Below are 17,432 nucleotides of genomic sequence, written 5' to 3'. Positions count from 1 at the left end.
TTACCGGCGAAGTTCCACCCCCGTGGCCCTGCCTGAGACAGGCGTCAAGCGTTGAAATGGCTACGGTGGGCCTGAAAGAGCCCGCTGATGAAATCCATCACGATGCGCACGCGCGCAATGTCGCGTTACCATTTGCCCCCGGCGGCAGATCATCAGGTGGGGCGGTGTCGGAGCCTCGATGTCCGGCAAGTGGATGCCACCCTTCTGTCGTGGCAGGGGTGGAGCGGGAATTCGCTGTCCCGGACCTTCCTTCCTCGTGGAGAAATGCCCTTGACTTAGAGCGCACTCAAACTCGTAACTGTTACTGCGTCGTGATGAGAACAGGCGCTCATGAAGATTGGTGAACTGGCGAAACGTTCGGGACTGTCGGCCCATACCATCCGTTACTACGAGCGGATCGGCTTGCTTCCCTATGCCGACAGGAACCAATCGAGCCAACGGGACTACGACGCATCCATCCTGATCTGGATCGAGTTTCTCGGGCGCCTGAAAACGACCGGGATGCCGATCCGCGACATGCTGCGTTATGCAGCCTTGCGGGAGAGCGGCGTCGGGACGGAGACCCAGCGACGCGAAATTCTGGAACAGCATCGCGCGCGCGTCCGTGCCCATGTAGTCGAATTGCAAGCCTCACTTCTTGTCCTCGACACCAAGATCGCCGGCTACGCCGGCCAGGATCAGAGGATGAAGGACTATGACGCAACACTACCAGAACGTCCGCGAAAGCCGGCTGGAACGCGGGCGGCGCGCGCTCGCTGAGATCGACGGCCAGGCCGGCGAGAAGGTTGTCGCCTCTCTCGCGGATATCGCGCCGGACTTCGCAACTTACGTGATCGAATTTCCGTTCGGCGATATCTATAGCCGCCCCGGCCTCGACCTGCGCGCCCGCGAGATTGCGACCATCGCCGCGCTGACGGCCATGGGCAACGCGGCTCCGCAATTGAAGGTGCATATCGAGGCGGGCCTGAATGTCGGGCTGTCCCGCGACGAAATCACCGAGATCATCATGCAGATGGCGGTCTATGCCGGCTTCCCGGCCGCGCTCAACGGGCTGTTCGCCGCCAAGGAAGTATTCGCGCACATTCACGCGACGGAATAAGAGAGCGCGGCATGATGAGGTGACTTCGCCTCATCGCCATTGGCCGCACTGTTGTCCGATCCTGGTCTCGACTTCGGCATCTAACCGCGAACGAGGAAGCGGGGCTCGATGGTCTCGCCCTTGAGCAGCGAGATGACATTGCCACAGGTGATGAGCGACACCTCGCGGCGCGCCTCCTCCGTCACTCCGCCGATATGCGGCGACAGCACAACGTTGCCGAGCTGCCAGAGCGGGTTGTCGGGGGCAGGCGGTTCGGGCGAGAAGGTGTCGAGCCCGGCGCCGGCAATGGTGCCGACCTGCAACGCCTGGCACAGCGCAGGCTCGTCAATGACCTCCCCACGCGCGGTGTTGATGAGGAGCGCGGTGGGTTTCATGAGACCCAGCGTGCGAGCATTGATCAGATTGCGCGTCTGGTCGGTCAGGGGGCAATGCAGGCTGATGACGTCCGCGCGGGCCAGCATATCGTCGAGGTCGGCGCCGAAGGCGGCATCCGGCGCATAGGGATCGTAAGCTTCCACCTGCATGCCGACGGCGCTGGCCATGCGGGCGAGGTTGCGGCCGATAAGGCCCATGCCGACCAGTCCGAGGATGCGTCCGCGTAGTTCATGACCCTGATAGGTCTTCTTGGCCCAGCCGCCCCCGCGCACGAAGGCGTCCTGCGCGCGCAGGTCCTTGATCAGTGCAAACATGAGTGCGAACGCATGTTCTGCCACCGAATGCGCGTTCGCACCGACCGCTGCCGCCACCGGGATCCCGAGCGCCGTCGCCGCCGCCACGTCGATGTCGTTGGTGCCGGCGCCATGCTTGTGCACCAGTCTCAACCTCGGCGACGCGCGCAGAACAGTCTCGTCGATGCGTTCGACGAGACGGACGATGAGCGCATCGGGTTGGCGGAAGGACAGTAGTTCGATCACTTCTTCCCTGGAAGGGTAAGGCGCGGTCGCAAGGGAGGCGATGCCCGCTGCACGCAGCATGTCCTCGCCTTCCGGCGCGACGGGGCCACCGAGGCTGACGACGGTGAGGCTCATGATCGGCTCCTCAGGACAGGGCTTCGGCGTTGGCCTTCGAGATCCTGCGCCGCGCCCGCATGTTGCCGCCGAACCTGCAGGTGACCGAGGCCGGGCAGTTGCTGACCTTCGGCGCCTGGCAGCTCGACACCGTGGCACGCCATCTTCTGGACCGCGAGGGCACGGCGGTCGCATTGAGCGGTGCCGAGTACCGGCTGCTGCGCGTATTCCTCGATCACCCCCAGCGCGTGCTGTCCCGTGACCAGTTGCTGAACCTGACGCAAGGCCGGGAGGCGGAACTGTTCGAGCGCTCCATCGACCTTCTTGTGAGCCGCGTGCGCCAGCGCCTGCGCGACGACGCGCGCGAGCCGGCCTATATCAAGACCGTGCGCAGCGAGGGCTATGTACTGGCGATGCCGGTCGAGATTACGCAGGCACGACAATGAACGGCACCACCCCGCTGCGCGCGCGGCTGCATTTGCCGCGTACCCTGCGCTGGCGGCTGTTCCTCATCCTGTTCGCCGGCCTTGCGGCGGCGCATGTGCTCTCCTTCGCCGCGCTGTTCTATGAGCGCACGACCAGCGCCACGGCGACGATGCTGACGTCGCTCGAATACGACGTTGCCACCCTCCATCGCCCTGCTCGATCGGCTGCCTGCCGATGAGCGCGAGGCACGGCTGCCGGTTCTGGCACGAAGGAACTACCACTATTAGCTCGGCCCGGGTTTGCCCGGTGTGCCGGAACTGAGTGCGTGCGCGGCCGAGATCGCACGGACGATCAACGCGGCGGCCGGAAGCCGCTTTCCGGTGCGTGTCGACAGCCTTCCGGGCGAGGGACGGGAGCATCTGCAGGCCCATGTGACACTGGGTGACGGTTCGGTAGTGACAATCGACATATTGCCGCGTCTCATGCCGCTGGCGAGCTGGCTGCCCTATGTGCTCGCGCTCCAGCTCGTTCTGCTCATCCTCTGCACATGGTTCGCCGTCCGCCTCGCGATCCGGCCGCTGCGGCGCCTCGCCAACGCCGCCGAGACCCTGGATCCCGGTCGCGACGCCGGGCGGCTGGAAGAGGGCGGGCCGCATGAGGTTGCCCATGCCGCCCGTGCTTTCAACGCGATGCATGACCGGATCGCTCATTACTTGCAGGAGCGCGTGCAGATCCTCGCCGCCATTTCGCATGATCTCCAGACGCCCATCACCCGCATGAAACTGCGCGCGGAGATAGCGGAGGAAAGCCCGGAGAAGCACAAACTCGTCGCCGACCTCTCGGAGATCGAACGGCTGGTGCGCGAAGGCGTCGCCTATGCCCGCAGCGCCCACGGCAATCAGGAAAAGCCGACCCGCATAGATCTCGGCTCTTTCATCGAGAGCCTCGCCCTCGACTATCAGGACACGGGTAAGCCGGTGCGTGTTGCCGATCGGGCCGATTTCGTGACAACGACCAGGCCGCACGCGCTGCGCCGCATCCTGACCAATCTGGTCGACAATGCGCTGAGTTTCGGTGGCGAGGCGCAGATCGACGTGCGCCGCACCCCTGACGGAATCATCTCCATCGCCGTGCTGGATGAGGGCCCCGGAATTCCCCCGGACAAGATCGACGCGGTGATGCAGCCTTTCTACCGCCTCGAACAGTCCCGAAACCGCGATTCCGCCGGAACAGGCCTAGGCCTCGCGATCGCGCAGCAATTGGCGCAGGCGATTGGCGGCAGGCTGACCCTCGCCAATCGCCCGGAAGGTGGGCTCGCGGCGACTCTCCGGCTCGGCTGACGCGCCCGTCCGCGGCTGAGCGCGGCGAGGACCATCCAACGCATCGTAGGAGCAAGGCCAGGAAAGACGTCGCCGATCGTCGGCGTTCACTCTTCCGTCGACGGACGCCTATCCGCTCGTCGGCAGGAGGGGGCCGGAGTCAGGAGCGATGACAGGCAACTCGACGACTTGAACCAGGCCGCCGCCCGGCCGATTGGCTATCGTGATATCCCCGCCGGCCTTGCGGATGATCTCGCGGGAGATCGTCAGGCCCAGCCCGGCGCCGGGGATGTTCTGGCTGCGCGCCCTGTCGGCACGAAAGAACGGCTCGAACACCTGGTCCATCACGTCCGGCTCGATGCCCGGACCGCGATCGGAAATCGTGACCTGCGCCGTCGCTCCACCCGTCACGATCACGGTGCCGCACACGCCGTGGGTCGCCGCATTTATGAAGAGATTGCGCAGCGCGCGGCTCAAGGGCAATCGACTGGCTTTCACATGCACCTCGGTGCTGCCGGTCACCTCGATCGCAAGGTCATGCTCCCGTAGCTCCGCGGCGACGCTTCTGGCCAGTTCGTCCAGCCGGATGATTTCGGGCGGTGTCTTCTTGGTTTCCTCGTGAACCAGCTGGATGGCGCTGTGGGCAATGCGCTGCAACTCGTCGATGTCCCGGAGCCATAGCGCGCGCTCCTCGTCGTCGGAGACGAACTCCGCACGCAGCCTCATGCGGGTCAGGGGCGTGCGAAGGTCGTGACCGGCGGCCGCGACAAGCCGCATCCGGCTTTCAATGGCCTGTTTCAAGCGAGCGGAAAGAGAATTGATAGCGGCAGCGGTCGCGCGCACTTCCGCGGGCCCTCGTTCGGCAAGCGCCGGGAGAATCCCGTCCGGGTTGACCTGTTCCACGGCGCTCTCAAGCAGCGCCAGCGGCTTGCTCATGCGATTGGCCGCGAATACCGCGATCGATCCGATGCTGATCGTGATCAATGCGAACCACCCCCACAATTGGGGATCGGAGGGAGGATCGAAGTCCACCGTGAGCCAGCTGTCGGGCCCAATGCGCACCGAAGCCGTGCGAAACAGGCCGTCGGCGGTGTTGTGCGTCACGGTGACGTCGAGGGGCGTCCCCAGTCGCGCTGTGGCAGAGCGCACCAATTCGGTCTGATCCCTGTCTGGTGCACCTGCGTCGGGGTGGGGGGACAGGAATTCCGCCTCGGGGTTCTGCCGCGCAAGGTGCTCCATGATGATGAGCTGCCTGGCGAATTTGTTCGCGACAGCCTCGGTAGACGGCCTGAAGGCATACATCATCGCGAGCGTGATCAGCGCCACCACGGCGACGATCGAGGTCACGAGCAGCAAGGCGAATTTGGCGCGAAGCGTTTGCATTTCTACTTGTCCAAGGCGCTGACCCTGGCGGCGAGTTGATACCCGCCATTGCGAATCGCTTTGAAGATCTGAGCCGAACCATCAATGGGCAACTTGCGTCGCAATCGGCTGACCAGAACGTCGATCGACCGGTCCAGCACATCGCCACCTCGCCGGCGCGTGAGATCGAGCAGCTGTTCGCGCGAGAGCACGCGGCCCGGACGGTCCAGGAAGATCAACAGAAGGTCGAATTCGGCCCCGGTAAGCGGAACGGTGCTGCCGTTGGCGTCCGTCACGGTGCGGAACGACGGGTCGACGACATAGTCCTCAAACTGGTAGCCGCCCGTGCGGCTGGGGGTCGGGCGCGAATTCACGCCCCGACGAAGCACGGCGCGGATCCGGGCGGCAAGCTCGCGCGGATTGAAGGGTTTGCCGAGATAGTCATCGGCGCCGATTTCAAGGCCGATGATCCGATCGACGTCCTCCTGCAGTGCGGTGAGCAATATGATTGGAATGTTCGACCGCGCCGCCCGCAGGTCGCGGCAAAGGTCCAGTCCGGACCCGTCGGGCAGCATGACATCGAGGACGATGAGATCGATCTGATGGCTGCCCATCCTGTCGAGAATTTCCGCGCGGCTCGATGCGAGCAGAACGCGAAAGCCCTGCTCGCGCATATAGCGGGCGAGGAGCTTGCGGATTTCGCTGTCATCATCGGCAACGAGGATTTGCGGCGCTGGCGTGCTCATGACCGATCGTGAACGGACGTTTGTTGGCGGGGCTGCGTTCGCGCCATGCCGTAGCGGGCAGTGGGAGCTTTTCTGTGTCGAGCGCCGTCTGGGCCACCGCCAGACATATTTCGACATCAAAATGGGGTTGGTAGACGCATTCAGACATTTTAGGTCAGATTTTACTCCACAACATAGAATAATTATATCGATGTGCAATGCAGGTTGGCACGTTTCGGTGTCTGGAGGCGCTTTATGAGCGTTGTTGTCGAGAATGTCGTTAATATATCTCGTATTAACAGGCGCGTTCAGTGGGATAAATTTCCCAGAATTCGTCTAACGATGAGCCGAATTTCGATCGATACAAACGTATCCTCCTGGTGGTGGAAGTATTCAGGGGATGGCGCCGGATTCTCTGCGCCCGTGGCGGTCCTGATCTTGAACGCCGTACGCGCCGCACTCGGACTGCTGTCCAGGAGAGGCGCGCTGGCATTCGACCTGCCGCATTGGAAATCCGGAAGGGTCGTCGGCCAGGCGGCTTCAGGCAGGCTGGGAGCGTCCGATGCGACCGCTGCGTAATACCGGCCTGCTGGCCATGACCGGATTGCTGATCGGCTGCGCGCCAGCGCCGCTCGTGCAGGGCATCGGATTGTCGTCCTACGACGAAATGAAGCCTTCGGACGGGCTGATAACGAAATCACGCATCAATGTGAACAAGGAGCAGGTACTGGCCGCCAAGACGGCCAAGATCGTTCCGACCACCTTCCCCTCCAACATCGCACCGAAGCTGACGCGCCAGCAGAGGGCTCTTATCGCGAACAGCGTCGATCGCGGACTTTGCGTCAGTCTCAGCGATCGCTTCAAGATCGTGTCGTGGGACGAGCCCGCGGATCTGACCGTGCGGGCGACAGTCACCCAGGCGACGGAGACCGACGAGGTTGCGGCAGGCATCTCGGCCGCCACGTCGATCGGCATGAATTTCGTGGATATGGGCGTCCCGGTTCCGACGCCGCGCATACCGATCGGCATGGGCAATCTGTCGATGGAAGCCGAAGCCGTCGATCCTTCGGGGCAACAGCAGGCATCCATGCTTTGGGCCAGGGGGGCGAACGCGTTCTTCAGTTCGCCACGCGCATCAAAGGCGAGCGACGCCTATGAACTCGCCGACGCCTTTGGTGAGGATTTCGGCCACCTGGTCGTCAAGGGCACGAGCCCATTCGGCAGTTCAGGTATCGATCTGCCGTCCTGGCAGAAGATCAATTCGGCCATGGGCCTGCCGCCCAAATACGCGGCCTGCGAGCAATATGGCCGCTATCCCGGCGTGGCCGGCGTGGTCGGGAGCCAGCTTGGATTGCCACCCGAATGGACCGACAAGGGCGCCAAGCCGGCGGCGCCGGCAGAGGCCGCGCCAGTCGCGACGGCGCAGTAGGTCTGTGCCGTTTTTCAACTGTCCCCGCGCGGCACGTTGCCCGCGCCCTCTCATCTCGCGCGGCTGACCATCCGACGCGTGCCGGAGGCGGACGCCTGCCCGAGGCTGTCCGGCCCGCCCCGTCGCTTTCACATCCGGTTTCAGGGACTGCGTCGTCCGCATGCGGACCCGCGGTGAGACGGCCGGCCTGCTATCCGCCCCCGCAGGCCGGCCGATCTTCATCAATCCGACATCTCCAGCAATGGCATGAAGAGAAGCTGATCATGATCCAGGCACCCGCTATGAGCGGAATAGCTTTGGCCGAACTCGCGAAAGAGGTGGGGGCGTCGCTTCCGGCATCCGCCGATCCCGGCGCGCGCCTGCGCGGCGGCGCCAGCCTGGAGACCGCCGAGTCCTGGCACGTGGCCTACATGGATCATGCGCGTTACGCGGAATCCCTGCGTGCGACCCTGGCGGGTGCGTGCGTCGTCACCGAGCGCTTCGCCCACATGGTCCCGTCGGGCACCGTGGCCATCGTGGTCCGAAATCCCCATGTGACATACGCCACGCTGCTCGCCAGGCTGCACCCCGATGCGCTGCGGCCCCAGTCTGTCCTCGGCCGGGCCGGTGTCACGTCTGGATGTTTCGTGCATCCCAGCGCTCAGATCGGTGTCGGCGTCGTGATGGATCCCGGGGCCGTCATCGGAGAGCGGGTCATCGTCGGCGACGGCACGACGCTTGGCGCCCATGTGGTGCTGGGTTCGGACGTGGTGATCGGCCGCAACTGCTCCATCGGCGCCGGCGTCACCATCACCCACTGCCACATGGCCGATCGGACGATCGTTCATCCCGGCGCGCGCATCGGACAGGACGGCTTCGGGTTCGCGATGAGCGCGTCAGGCCATGTGAAGGTGCCGCAGCTTGGCCGTGTCGTGATCGGAAACGATGTCGAGATCGGCGCGAACACCACGGTCGATCGCGGCAGCGGGCGCGACACCGTCATCGAAGACGGGACGAAGATCGACAACCTCGTGCAGGTTGCCCACAACGTGCGGATCGGGCGTCATTGCGTGATCACCGCGCAGGTCGGGATCGCCGGCTCGACGGTCCTGGAGGACTACGTCGCGGTGGGCGGCCAAAGCGCCATTGCAGGCCATTTACGCATCGGCCGGGGCGCTCAGCTTGCCGCGGCCTCCCGGCTCATGAAGGACGTTCCGGCTGGCGAAATCTGGGGTGGAATGCCCGCCAAGCCTCTCCGTGAGTGGTTCCGCGAACAGACCACCCTCAAGAGGCTGGCGAAGCATCGCACCGGCGCTTGAACTCCGCTGCTGCCGACCGCTCACCGAGATGTCGTTCGGCAGCGATGCCGGCGAGGCGAACCCGCCGGTGAGGCGCCGCCGAACCTCACCGGCTTATTCGACAGTCGCGCCGATCTGACGGACTTCAGCTGCGTATCGCCCGCACCAGCCAGATGAGGATACAGGCGCCGAGAATTCCGGCGACGAGGTAGCCGAGCCAGCCGCCGAAGCCGATGCCAATGAAGCTGAAGAGGAAGCTTGCCACCGCGGCGCCGATGATGCCGAGGATGATGTTAATGAAGATGCCGGTGCCGGTCTTCATGATGCCCGAGGCGATCCACCCCGCCAGCCCACCGATGATGAGGGCGGCAATCCACCCGATCTGTGCGTCTTCCATGTCCGTCTCCCAGGAGCCCCCGCCTCATCTGGCGGCGGTAAGAAACGCGGCGAGTGGTCCCGATGTTCCACTGGCTGCGGCGATCCGGCACGGAACCGGATTATCGCTCACGGCTTGTTGCAGTGCCGCGATGCCGCATGCGCAGCGCCTGGACAGCGAGGTGAGAATGCACCGTCGAGATGTGTTGCTGGGATCCGTGCTCCTGCCGGTCCTGGCGGTCTTGCAGCTTCCGTTTCCAATCGGTCCGGCCGAGGCGCAGCAGGACAAGGCGACGTCGTTCGATGCGCAGACGGTTCGCCAGCTCGCCAAGGAACTGGCAGCCAAACCCTATGCGCAGAACGACCGCCAGCTTCCCGCCGAGCTGGATCAGCTGAGCTATGACGACTACCGCAATATCCGCTTCAACACCGACCGCTCGCTGTGGCGGGGGAGCGGGACGGCGTTCGAGGCGCAGCTGCTGCATCGCGGCTTCCTGTTCCGCGACCGGGTCGATATTTCCATCGTCACCGACGGACAGGTGCGCAAGCTCGCCTATGCACAGGACATGTTCCGTTTCGACCACGGGCTGAAGGCGCCGGACCCCAAGCTCGACCTCGGCTTTTCCGGCTTTCGCCTGCACAGCCCGATCAACCGCCCCGATTATTTCGACGAGGTCGCGGTGTTCCAGGGCGCGAGCTATTTCCGCGCCGTCGGCAAGGGCCATGTCTACGGCACCTCGGCACGCGGACTGTCGATCAAGACCGGCGATGCGGGCGGCGAGGAGTTCCCGGTCTTCAAGGCGTTCTGGATCGAGCAGCCGCGGCCGGGCGCGGATTCCATCGTGGTGCATGCCTTGCTCGACAGCCCGAGCGCCGCCGCCGCGCATCGCTTCACCATCCGGCCGGGTGAGGCGACGGTGATGACGGTGGAGATGACGCTTTATCCGCGCGCCGACGTCGACCAGGCGGGCCTCGCCTCGCTGACCAGCATGTTCATGTTCGGCCCCAATGACCGTAACGGCATCGACGACTTCCGGCCGATGGTGGGCGACGCCAACGGGCTCGCCATCCTCTCCGGCACCGGGGAGCGGTTGTGGCGGCCGCTGAGCAATCCGTTGCGGTTGCAGATCTCCTCCTTCGCCCTGAGCAACATACGCGGCTTCGGGCTGATGCAGCGCCAGCGTTCCTTCTTCGACTATCAGGACCTCGAAGCGCGCTATGAACGCCGGCCGAGCGTGTGGGTCGAGCCGATCGGCGACTGGGGCGACGGCGCCGTGGTGCTGGTCGAGATTCCCACGCCGGAGGAGGTGCACGACAACATCGTCACCTTCTGGCGCCCGCGCGAACCGCTGCGCAAGGGCCGCGAATACAACTACACCTACCGGCTGCACTGGACATGGGATGGGCCGGACCGCGCCGAGATCGGCCGCTTCGGCGCCACCCGCGTCGGCGGCACGGCGGAGCGCCGGCTGTTCGTGCTCGACGTGGTCGGCGACAAGGTGAAGGGGCTGTCTCCGGAAGGGCTCGCCGCCCAGGTGAACGCGAGCGAGGGCACGGTCTCCAACATCGTGCTCCAGCCCAACCCGGACATCGAGGGCTGGCGCATCTCCTTCGCCTTCGAGCCGAAGGGGGCCGACAGCGCCGAGCTGCGGGCCGATTTCGTCAAGGGCGACGAGCGGCTGGCCGAGAGCTGGGTCTACCGATGGACGGAGTAGCCGCCTCGGCCCACAGGGAGGAGGCGGGCCCGCGCGTTGTCCTGCCGGCCCTGCCGGACGAGGCGCCGCTCGCCATGCCGGTGCAATCGCTGGCAAGAGGGGGGAGGGTTGCGCTTCCGCCGGGACCGCGCGCGGTGCTGTTGGCGCGGCGCGGCTTCGTCATCGGCGGCGCCGGATTGCTCACGCTCTTCGCCGCCTACCAGATGTACCTCGTCCTCAATGTCGGCGGACTGACGGTGCTCGAAGGCATCACGCTGGGCCTGTTCGTCATCCTGTTCGCCTGGATCGGCTTCTCCTTTACCAACGCGCTCGGCGGCGCGCTCGCCATGCTGCGCCACCGCCGTGGCGGCGAACTCGGCATCGACCCCGCGGCGCCCTTGCCGCCCTTGTCGACGCGCACCGCCATATTGATGCCGACCTATAACGAGGCGCCGGCACGCGTGTTCGCCGGGTTGCAGGCGACCTATGAATCACTCGCCGGGACCGGGGCCATCGCGGCGTTCGATTTCTTCATCCTCAGCGACACCACGGACGCGGACTTCTGGGTGGCGGAGGAGGCCGAGTTCCTCGCCCTCCGCGCTCGGCTCGGGGGCGGCGCGCGGCTGTTCTACCGCCGGCGTGCCCGCAACACAGACCGTAAGGCCGGCAACATCGCCGACTGGGTGACCCGCTTCGGCGGCGCCTATGACAACATGCTGGTGCTCGACGCCGACAGCGTGATGACGGGGGACTGCATCGTGCGCATCGCCGGCGCGATGGAGTTGAACCCGCATGTCGGGCTGATCCAGACCCTGCCGATGATCGTCGGCGGGCGGACGCTTTTCGCGCGGATGCAGCAATTCGCCGGGCGGCTCTACGGCCCGCTGCTGGCGCAGGGGCTGGCCTGGTGGCACGGCCCGGACAGCAACTATTGGGGCCACAACGCTATCATCCGCACCCGTGCCTTCGCCGGCTGCGCCGGCCTCCCGCATCTGAAGGGCCGCAAACCGTTCGGCGGGCACATCCTCAGCCATGACTTCGTCGAGGCGGCGTTGATCCGCCGGGGCGGCTGGGCGGTGCACATGGTGCCGTGGCTCGAAGGCTCCTACGAGGAGGGGCCGCCCTCGCTCACGGATCTGGCGGTGCGCGACCGGCGCTGGTGCCAGGGCAACCTGCAACATGCCGCGGTGCTGCCGGGGCGGGGGCTGCATCCGGTAAGCCGGTTGCATCTGCTCACCGGCATCGGCTCCTACATCACCGCCCCTCTCTGGCTGATCATGCTGCTGGCCGGGCTACTCACCGCGCTGCAGGCGCGTTTCGTGCCGCCGGACTATTTCCCCTCCGAATTCTCGCTGTTTCCCTCATGGCCGGCGCAGGACCCAGTCCGCGCTGCCTGGGTGTTCGTCGGCACCATGGCGGTGCTGCTGCTGCCGAAGCTGATCGGCTATGCGCTCATGCTGCGCGACCGCACCACCCGGCAGGGGTTCGGCGGCGGTGCGCATGCCTTCGCCAGCCTGCTGACGGAGACGCTCATTGCCGGCCTCGCGGCGCCGATCATGATGCTGGCGCAATCCGCGTCGGTGGCGAGTATCCTTGCCGGCCGTGACGGCGGCTGGCAACCGCAGCGGCGCGGCGACGGCAGCGTCGGCCTGCGCGAGACGATGCGGCACTTCGCGCCGCATACGCTGTTCGGACTGGTGCTCGGCGGCGCGGCACTCGCGATCTCGCTGCCGTTGTTCCTGTGGATGACGCCGGTGGTGGTCGGGCTCGTGCTCGCCATCCCGCTGGTGCTGTGGACCAGCAGCGTACGCGCCGGCTTCACCGGGTCCAGGCTGCTGACCACGCCGGAACAGGCCTCCCCGCCGGCCGTGCTGGTGCGGGCCAACGTGCTCGCCGCCGAGATCGCGGCCAGGCCGGCCGCCGATGAAGCGGTCGCGCGGCTCATCGGCGATCCCGAGCTGCTCGCCGCCCATCGCGCCATGCTGCCTGATTTTGGCCGGCGCCTGCCGGGCGACCATGCCCCGGAGCGGCTGGTGGCGCGTGCCAAGGTCGACGACGCGCCGGACCTGAAGGCAGCGCTGCGCCTGATGTCTTCCCGCGAGAAGGCGGCCGCACTCGGCGATGCCGAGGTGTTGGAGAGCCTGCTCGAACTGGCCGCACGCGACGGGGCGGGCGCACGGGACTGACGAGAGGCGAGGAGGCCTCGTTCTTGCCTGTTGTCCTGTGCCAAATGTTGGCTTTCGAGAGCCGCGTTTCGCGCGCAACATGGCTGCTGGAAAGGGTCGTTGGCTCCACGTCACATGATGGACTTTACCGAGCTGAACTGGCTGTCGCTTGTCGCCGTGCCGATGCTCGCGGTGCGTGCCGGCAGGGTGGTGGCGATGAACCCGATGGCGGCCACGCTGTTTGGCACTGGGGCCGCCCTTCCCGTGGCGCTTCCCGCGCTGTTCGGCAGCGCCGCCGATTCCATCGCCGCGCTCCTGCGGTCGGAAGGCAAGGGCGACCCGGAGTCGATTGACGTTGCCTGCGCCATTGCCGACGTGCCGCGTCGGCTGACGGTTGGTGCGCGGCGGGTGAGCCCGGCTCTCCCCGCGAGCGACGATCTTTGGGTGCTGACGATAAGCGAGACGGCGCACGAGCCCTGCGGCACGGCGATCGGCGGGGACTGGATCAGGCTGCTTCCCGCCATACTGAACCAGCTGCCGGTGGCGCTGCTGATCGAGGACGCGAACAATGTCGGCGTGTTCGCCAATCGTGGATTCACCGACGTCTTCGAGTACGAGCTGGCGGAAATCGCGGCGATCGAGGACTGGTGGCTCAAGCTCTATCCCGACCCGCAGGTGCGCGAGGCGGCCAAGCTCGACTGGGCGACTAAACTCGCCAACGCTCCCACCGGGGACGGTACCATCTCGACCTCGGAATTCCAGGTCCGCTGCGGTAGCGGTGTCGACAAGATGTTGCAGACTCACAGCTTTCGCATCGGCGGCTACTGCGTGCACACCTATGTCGACGTGTCCCATCGCCACAAGATGGCCCTCGATCTGCAACTGCTCGCCGACACTGATGCCCTGACCGGCGTGCTCAACCGGCGCAGCTTCTTCCAGCAGGCGACAACTCTCGTCCGCGCCGACCAGCCGCTCGCCGCGCTGCTGCTGGACGTTGATCACTTCAAGCTGGTCAATGATCGCCAAGGCCACGCCTTTGGCGATGCAGTGCTGGTGGAGATCGCGGCACGCTGCCGCGGCGCGCTCAGGGCCGGGGATATTCTGGCGCGCCTGGGCGGCGAGGAGTTTGCCGTACTGCTGCCCCGGCAGGACGAGGCGCGGGCGGCGGCGGTGGCCGAGCGCCTCCGACAGGCGATAGCGCACGCCCCGGTGGCCGGGCCGCAGAGCCATCAGTCCGTTACCATAAGCGTCGGCGGGGCTTGTGCGGGGAGCGGCGAAGTTCCCCTCGACGAACTGCTGCTGCGTGCCGACCGGGCTCTCTATGCTGCCAAGCGCGCCGGGCGGAACTGCGTCCGCTTCGATTCCGGCGAGCTGCCCGATGCCGCTCCTTGAGACAGGTCCGGCCCGCCCGGTTTCCCTGCCGAGGCGATCCGTCACAATTGCGGCAGGCGACATGGCGTAGGCAGGATCATCGTCCCGAACGCGCACGCCCGGCTGGTGTCGGCCGGGCGGAGAAGGGGCGTTTCGGGAGCGTCGGCAGCGGGGGGCGCCGCGCGCTCACAAGTGCTCGAACACGGGTCGCGGGCAATCTGTGAATTCAGTATACCAGACGTGAGGGAATGGCTTCGGATGCCCTTGCCTCGGCTATGGCGGTGCGATAAGCCTGCCGCGTGCTTTGAATATTTCGCAACTGCGATACAACGTCCGATGACGTATGTTGACCGGGGAGGATGCCGTCCATGAGCAGCTTGCTGCAGGATTATCTGCCCGTTGTCATTTTCATCGGCGTGTCGGCCGTCATCGGGTTGGCGCTTCTGGTCGCGCCGTTCCTTGTCGCCTTCAGCCGTCCCGATCCGGAAAAGATGTCGGCCTATGAATGCGGCTTCAATGCGTTCGACGACGCGCGCATGAAGTTCGATGTCCGATTCTATCTGGTGTCGATCCTCTTCATCATCTTCGACCTCGAGGTCGCCTTCCTGTTCCCCTGGGCCATCACCTTCGGCGAACTCGGCAATTTCGGCTTCTTTTCGATGATGGTGTTCCTCGGTGTGCTGACCGTCGGTTTCGTCTATGAGTGGAAGAAGGGGGCGCTCGAATGGGATTGAGCGCGAATAGCCCGCTGGTCGCGCCCGCGCCCAAGGGAATCATCGACCCGAACACCGGCAAGCCGGTCGGCGCCAGCGATCCGTTCTTCCTTGAGGTGAACGCCGAACTCGCTGACAAGGGCTTTCTCGTCACGGCGACGGACGACCTCATCAACTGGGCGCGTACCGGCTCGCTGATGTGGATGACCTTCGGTCTCGCCTGCTGCGCCGTCGAGATGATGCAGACCTCGATGCCGCGCTATGACGTGGAGCGCTTCGGCTTCGCTCCCCGCGCCTCGCCGCGCCAGTCCGACGTGATGATCGTCGCTGGCACGCTGACCAACAAGATGGCCCCCGCGCTGCGCAAGGTCTACGACCAGATGCCGGAGCCGCGTTACGTCATCTCCATGGGAAGCTGCGCCAATGGCGGCGGCTATTATCATTATTCCTACTCGGTCGTGCGCGGCTGTGACCGCATCGTGCCGGTGGATATCTATATTCCGGGCTGCCCGCCGACAGCGGAGGCTCTGCTTTACGGCGTGCTTCTGCTGCAGAAGAAGATCCGCCGCACCGGTACGATTGAACGCTGACGCCTGTCTCAACAGAAACGCCGACACGGGAAAGACATGGACGAGACGCTGAACGAGCTGGGCGCGCATGTGAAGGAAGCGCTGCCGGACGCGGTCGAGGATGTGATCGTCGCTTTCGGTGAGCTCACTGTCCTTGCCGCCGCGCCGGATGTGCTCAAGGTCCTGACCTTCCTGCGCGACGACCCGTCCTGCAAGTTCGTCAACTTCATCGACATTTGCGGCGTCGACTATCCCAAGCGCGAGCGGCGCTTCGATGTCGTCTACCACCTGCTGTCGCCGACCCTGAACGCGCGCATCCGGGTGAAGGTGGAGACCGACGAGACCACGCCGGTGCCGTCGGCGACGTCGGTCTTCGCCGGCGCCTTCTGGTTCGAGCGCGAAGCCTTCGACATGTACGGCATCCTGTTCTCCGGCCATCCGGAGCTGCGCCGTCTGCTGACCGACTACGGCTTTGACGGCTATCCGCTGCGCAAGGACTTCCCGACCACGGGTTTCGTGGAGGTTCGCTACGACGACGAGCGCAAGCGCGTCGTCTACGAGCCGGTGAAGCTCCCGCAGGAATTCCGCAACTTCGACTTCCTGTCGCCGTGGGAGGGGCCGGACTACGTGCTCCCGGGCGACGAGAAGGCCAGCGCCCCCAAGGCGGGCTGAGGTGAGGGCACACAGATGAACGCACCCGCCAAGGTCGATCCCAACGTCCGCAATTTCCAGATCAACTTCGGGCCGCAACATCCTGCGGCGCATGGCGTTTTGCGCCTGATTCTTGAGCTGGACGGTGAGATCGTCGAACGGGTCGATCCGCATATCGGCCTGCTGCATCGCGGCACCGAGAAGCTGATCGAGACCAAGACTTATCTCCAGGCCGTGCCCTATTTCGACCGGCTCGACTATGTCGCGCCGATGAATCAGGAGCACGCCTTCTGCCTCGCGGTGGAGCGGCTGCTCGGCATCGAGGTGCCCAAGCGCGGCCAGCTGATCCGCGTGCTCTATTCGGAGATCGGCCGCATCCTCTCCCACATGCTCAACGTGACGACGCAGGCGCTCGACGTCGGCGCGCTCACGCCGCCGCTATGGGGCTTCGAGGAGCGCGAGAAGCTCATGGTGTTCTATGAGCGCGCCTCCGGGTCGCGCATGCACGCGGCCTATTTCCGGCCGGGCGGCGTCCATCAGGACCTGCCGCGTGCGCTGGTCGAGGACATACTGGCCTGGACGCTCACCTTCCCGGCCTTCATGGACGACCTCGACGGCCTTTTGACCGACAACCGCATCTTCAAGCAGCGCAATGTCGATATCGGCATCGTCAGCCTGGAAGACGCCTTCGCTTGGGGCTTCACCGGCGTGATGGTGCGCGGCTCGGGCGCGGCGTGGGACCTGCGCAAGGCGCAGCCCTATGAGTGCTATGACGAGCTGGAATTCGACATTCCGATCGGCAAGAACTGCGACAATTACGATCGCTACTGCATCCGCATGGAGGAGATGCGGCAGTCGGCGCAGATCATGCGCCAGTGCTGCGAACGCCTCCTGAAGGAAGCAGGCCCGGTGTCTGCCGTCGACAACAAGGTCGTCCCGCCCAAGCGGGGCGAGATGAAGCGCTCGATGGAAGCGCTGATCCACCATTTCAAGCTCTATACGGAAGGCTTCCACGTTCCCGCCGGCGAGGTCTATGCCGCGGTGGAAGCCCCGAAGGGCGAGTTCGGCGTCTATCTCGTCGCCGACGGGACCAACAAGCCCTATCGCTGCAAGATCCGCGCGCCCGGTTTCGCGCATCTTCAGGCGATGGATTTCCTGTGCCGCGGCTACATGCTCGCGGACGTCTCGGCGATCCTCGGATCGCTGGACATCGTGTTCGGTGAAGTGGACCGCTGATCCCGGCAGGGGTC

Annotated in this window: 15 protein-coding genes and 2 pseudogenes; 13 read left to right on the top strand and 4 right to left on the bottom strand. The window is 65.3% G+C overall.

Annotated features, from left to right (window positions below; all coding sequences use genetic code 11):
• The first annotated feature begins 330 nt into the window (after positions 1 to 330).
• Entirely contained in the window at positions 331 to 759 is a 429-nt protein-coding gene (locus tag ACO2RV_RS23605) for a MerR family transcriptional regulator (RefSeq protein ID WP_423296656.1), read from the top strand.
• The gene (locus ACO2RV_RS23600; protein ID WP_423296655.1) at positions 695 to 1,099 is read left to right on the top strand and encodes a carboxymuconolactone decarboxylase family protein; all 405 of its coding nucleotides are present in this window, start codon (positions 695 to 697) and stop codon (positions 1,097 to 1,099) included. Before ACO2RV_RS23605 ends, ACO2RV_RS23600 begins: the two co-directional genes overlap by 65 nt.
• Positions 1,100 to 1,179: 80 nt before the next feature.
• Here ACO2RV_RS23600 and ACO2RV_RS23595 read toward each other — a convergent pair whose 3' ends face one another.
• Positions 1,180 to 2,127 carry a hydroxyacid dehydrogenase gene (locus ACO2RV_RS23595; protein WP_423296654.1) on the bottom strand — a complete coding sequence of 316 codons (948 nt, stop codon included), beginning with the start codon at positions 2,125 to 2,127 and terminating at the stop codon, positions 1,180 to 1,182.
• A 41-nt stretch (positions 2,128 to 2,168) separates the two neighbouring features.
• Here ACO2RV_RS23595 and ACO2RV_RS23590 point away from each other — a divergent pair.
• Positions 2,169 to 2,552 (top strand): annotated as a pseudogene (locus tag ACO2RV_RS23590) (winged helix-turn-helix domain-containing protein); the annotation flags it as partial.
• A pseudogene (locus tag ACO2RV_RS23585) lies at positions 2,549 to 3,872 on the top strand (HAMP domain-containing sensor histidine kinase). The pseudogenes ACO2RV_RS23590 and ACO2RV_RS23585, both read left to right, overlap by 4 nt.
• 108 nt (positions 3,873 to 3,980) lie before the next feature.
• Here the strand turns inward: ACO2RV_RS23585 and ACO2RV_RS23580 are convergent.
• Together ACO2RV_RS23580 and ACO2RV_RS23575 are read right to left on the bottom strand one after the other, a co-directional pair.
• The gene (locus ACO2RV_RS23580) at positions 3,981 to 5,234 is read right to left on the bottom strand and encodes an ATP-binding protein (protein ID WP_423296653.1); all 1,254 of its coding nucleotides are present in this window, start codon (positions 5,232 to 5,234) and stop codon (positions 3,981 to 3,983) included.
• Positions 5,235 to 5,236: 2 nt separating this feature from the next.
• Positions 5,237 to 5,959 (bottom strand): response regulator, encoded by a 723-nt coding sequence (locus ACO2RV_RS23575; RefSeq protein WP_423296652.1) that lies wholly within the window; start codon positions 5,957 to 5,959, stop codon positions 5,237 to 5,239.
• Between the two features lie 541 nt (positions 5,960 to 6,500).
• Between ACO2RV_RS23575 and ACO2RV_RS23570 the strand changes: the two genes are divergently transcribed.
• Positions 6,501 to 7,367: a DUF3313 domain-containing protein gene (locus ACO2RV_RS23570; protein ID WP_423296651.1), complete on the top strand. Its 867-nt coding sequence runs from the start codon at positions 6,501 to 6,503 to the stop codon at positions 7,365 to 7,367.
• A 263-nt stretch (positions 7,368 to 7,630) separates the two neighbouring features.
• Positions 7,631 to 8,665, top strand: a complete 1,035-nt coding sequence (gene lpxD, locus ACO2RV_RS23565; protein WP_423296650.1) for a UDP-3-O-(3-hydroxymyristoyl)glucosamine N-acyltransferase — start codon at positions 7,631 to 7,633, stop codon at positions 8,663 to 8,665.
• Positions 8,666 to 8,789: 124 nt separating this feature from the next.
• Here the strand turns inward: lpxD and ACO2RV_RS23560 are convergent, their stop codons facing one another.
• Positions 8,790 to 9,041: a GlsB/YeaQ/YmgE family stress response membrane protein gene (locus tag ACO2RV_RS23560; protein WP_423296649.1), complete on the bottom strand. Its 252-nt coding sequence runs from the start codon at positions 9,039 to 9,041 to the stop codon at positions 8,790 to 8,792.
• A gap of 166 nt (positions 9,042 to 9,207) precedes the next feature.
• Here ACO2RV_RS23560 and ACO2RV_RS23555 point away from each other — a divergent pair, with 166 nt between their 5' ends.
• From ACO2RV_RS23555 to ACO2RV_RS23525, 7 genes are all read left to right on the top strand, one after another.
• Complete coding sequence (locus ACO2RV_RS23555; protein WP_423296648.1) at positions 9,208 to 10,734, top strand: glucan biosynthesis protein; 1,527 nt, start codon at positions 9,208 to 9,210, stop codon at positions 10,732 to 10,734.
• Positions 10,722 to 12,899, top strand: coding sequence for a glucans biosynthesis glucosyltransferase MdoH (mdoH, locus tag ACO2RV_RS23550; RefSeq protein WP_423296647.1), 2,178 nt, complete (start codon positions 10,722 to 10,724; stop codon positions 12,897 to 12,899). Before ACO2RV_RS23555 ends, mdoH begins: the two co-directional genes overlap by 13 nt.
• A 99-nt stretch (positions 12,900 to 12,998) precedes the next feature.
• Entirely contained in the window at positions 12,999 to 14,270 is a 1,272-nt protein-coding gene (locus ACO2RV_RS23545) for a GGDEF domain-containing protein (protein WP_423296646.1), read from the top strand.
• A gap of 347 nt (positions 14,271 to 14,617) precedes the next feature.
• Complete coding sequence (locus tag ACO2RV_RS23540; RefSeq protein ID WP_423296645.1) at positions 14,618 to 14,983, top strand: NADH-quinone oxidoreductase subunit A; 366 nt, start codon at positions 14,618 to 14,620, stop codon at positions 14,981 to 14,983.
• Positions 14,974 to 15,552, top strand: coding sequence for a NuoB/complex I 20 kDa subunit family protein (locus ACO2RV_RS23535; RefSeq protein WP_423296644.1), 579 nt, complete (start codon positions 14,974 to 14,976; stop codon positions 15,550 to 15,552). Before ACO2RV_RS23540 ends, ACO2RV_RS23535 begins: the two co-directional genes overlap by 10 nt.
• Before the next feature lie 36 nt (positions 15,553 to 15,588).
• Positions 15,589 to 16,203, top strand: a complete 615-nt coding sequence (locus ACO2RV_RS23530) for an NADH-quinone oxidoreductase subunit C (protein ID WP_423296643.1) — start codon at positions 15,589 to 15,591, stop codon at positions 16,201 to 16,203.
• Between the two features lie 15 nt (positions 16,204 to 16,218).
• Positions 16,219 to 17,418 carry an NADH-quinone oxidoreductase subunit D gene (locus ACO2RV_RS23525; RefSeq protein ID WP_423296642.1) on the top strand — a complete coding sequence of 400 codons (1,200 nt, stop codon included), beginning with the start codon at positions 16,219 to 16,221 and terminating at the stop codon, positions 17,416 to 17,418.
• The last annotated feature ends 14 nt before the right edge of the window (positions 17,419 to 17,432 follow it).

The sequence above is a fragment of the Ancylobacter sp. VNQ12 genome, from assembly GCF_049445835.1.
GTDB lineage: Bacteria > Pseudomonadota > Alphaproteobacteria > Rhizobiales > Xanthobacteraceae > Ancylobacter.
Note: the sequence above shows the minus strand (reverse complement) of the source record. Positions and strands in the feature narration are given on the sequence as shown.

Coding starts and splice junctions, on each gene's coding strand:
- ACO2RV_RS23595 (WP_423296654.1), bottom strand. CDS start 2,127: ATGAGCCTCACCGTCGTCAGCCTCGGTGGCCCCGTCGCGCCGGAAGGC.
- ACO2RV_RS23540 (WP_423296645.1), top strand. CDS start 14,618: ATGAGCAGCTTGCTGCAGGATTATCTGCCCGTTGTCATTTTCATCGGC.
- ACO2RV_RS23525 (WP_423296642.1), top strand. CDS start 16,219: ATGAACGCACCCGCCAAGGTCGATCCCAACGTCCGCAATTTCCAGATC.
- ACO2RV_RS23605 (WP_423296656.1), top strand. CDS start 331: ATGAAGATTGGTGAACTGGCGAAACGTTCGGGACTGTCGGCCCATACC.
- ACO2RV_RS23535 (WP_423296644.1), top strand. CDS start 14,974: ATGGGATTGAGCGCGAATAGCCCGCTGGTCGCGCCCGCGCCCAAGGGA.
- lpxD (WP_423296650.1), top strand. CDS start 7,631: ATGATCCAGGCACCCGCTATGAGCGGAATAGCTTTGGCCGAACTCGCG.
- ACO2RV_RS23600 (WP_423296655.1), top strand. CDS start 695: ATGACGCAACACTACCAGAACGTCCGCGAAAGCCGGCTGGAACGCGGG.
- ACO2RV_RS23580 (WP_423296653.1), bottom strand. CDS start 5,234: ATGCAAACGCTTCGCGCCAAATTCGCCTTGCTGCTCGTGACCTCGATC.
- ACO2RV_RS23530 (WP_423296643.1), top strand. CDS start 15,589: ATGGACGAGACGCTGAACGAGCTGGGCGCGCATGTGAAGGAAGCGCTG.
- ACO2RV_RS23570 (WP_423296651.1), top strand. CDS start 6,501: ATGCGACCGCTGCGTAATACCGGCCTGCTGGCCATGACCGGATTGCTG.
- ACO2RV_RS23560 (WP_423296649.1), bottom strand. CDS start 9,041: ATGGAAGACGCACAGATCGGGTGGATTGCCGCCCTCATCATCGGTGGG.
- mdoH (WP_423296647.1), top strand. CDS start 10,722: ATGGACGGAGTAGCCGCCTCGGCCCACAGGGAGGAGGCGGGCCCGCGC.
- ACO2RV_RS23575 (WP_423296652.1), bottom strand. CDS start 5,959: ATGAGCACGCCAGCGCCGCAAATCCTCGTTGCCGATGATGACAGCGAA.
- ACO2RV_RS23555 (WP_423296648.1), top strand. CDS start 9,208: ATGCACCGTCGAGATGTGTTGCTGGGATCCGTGCTCCTGCCGGTCCTG.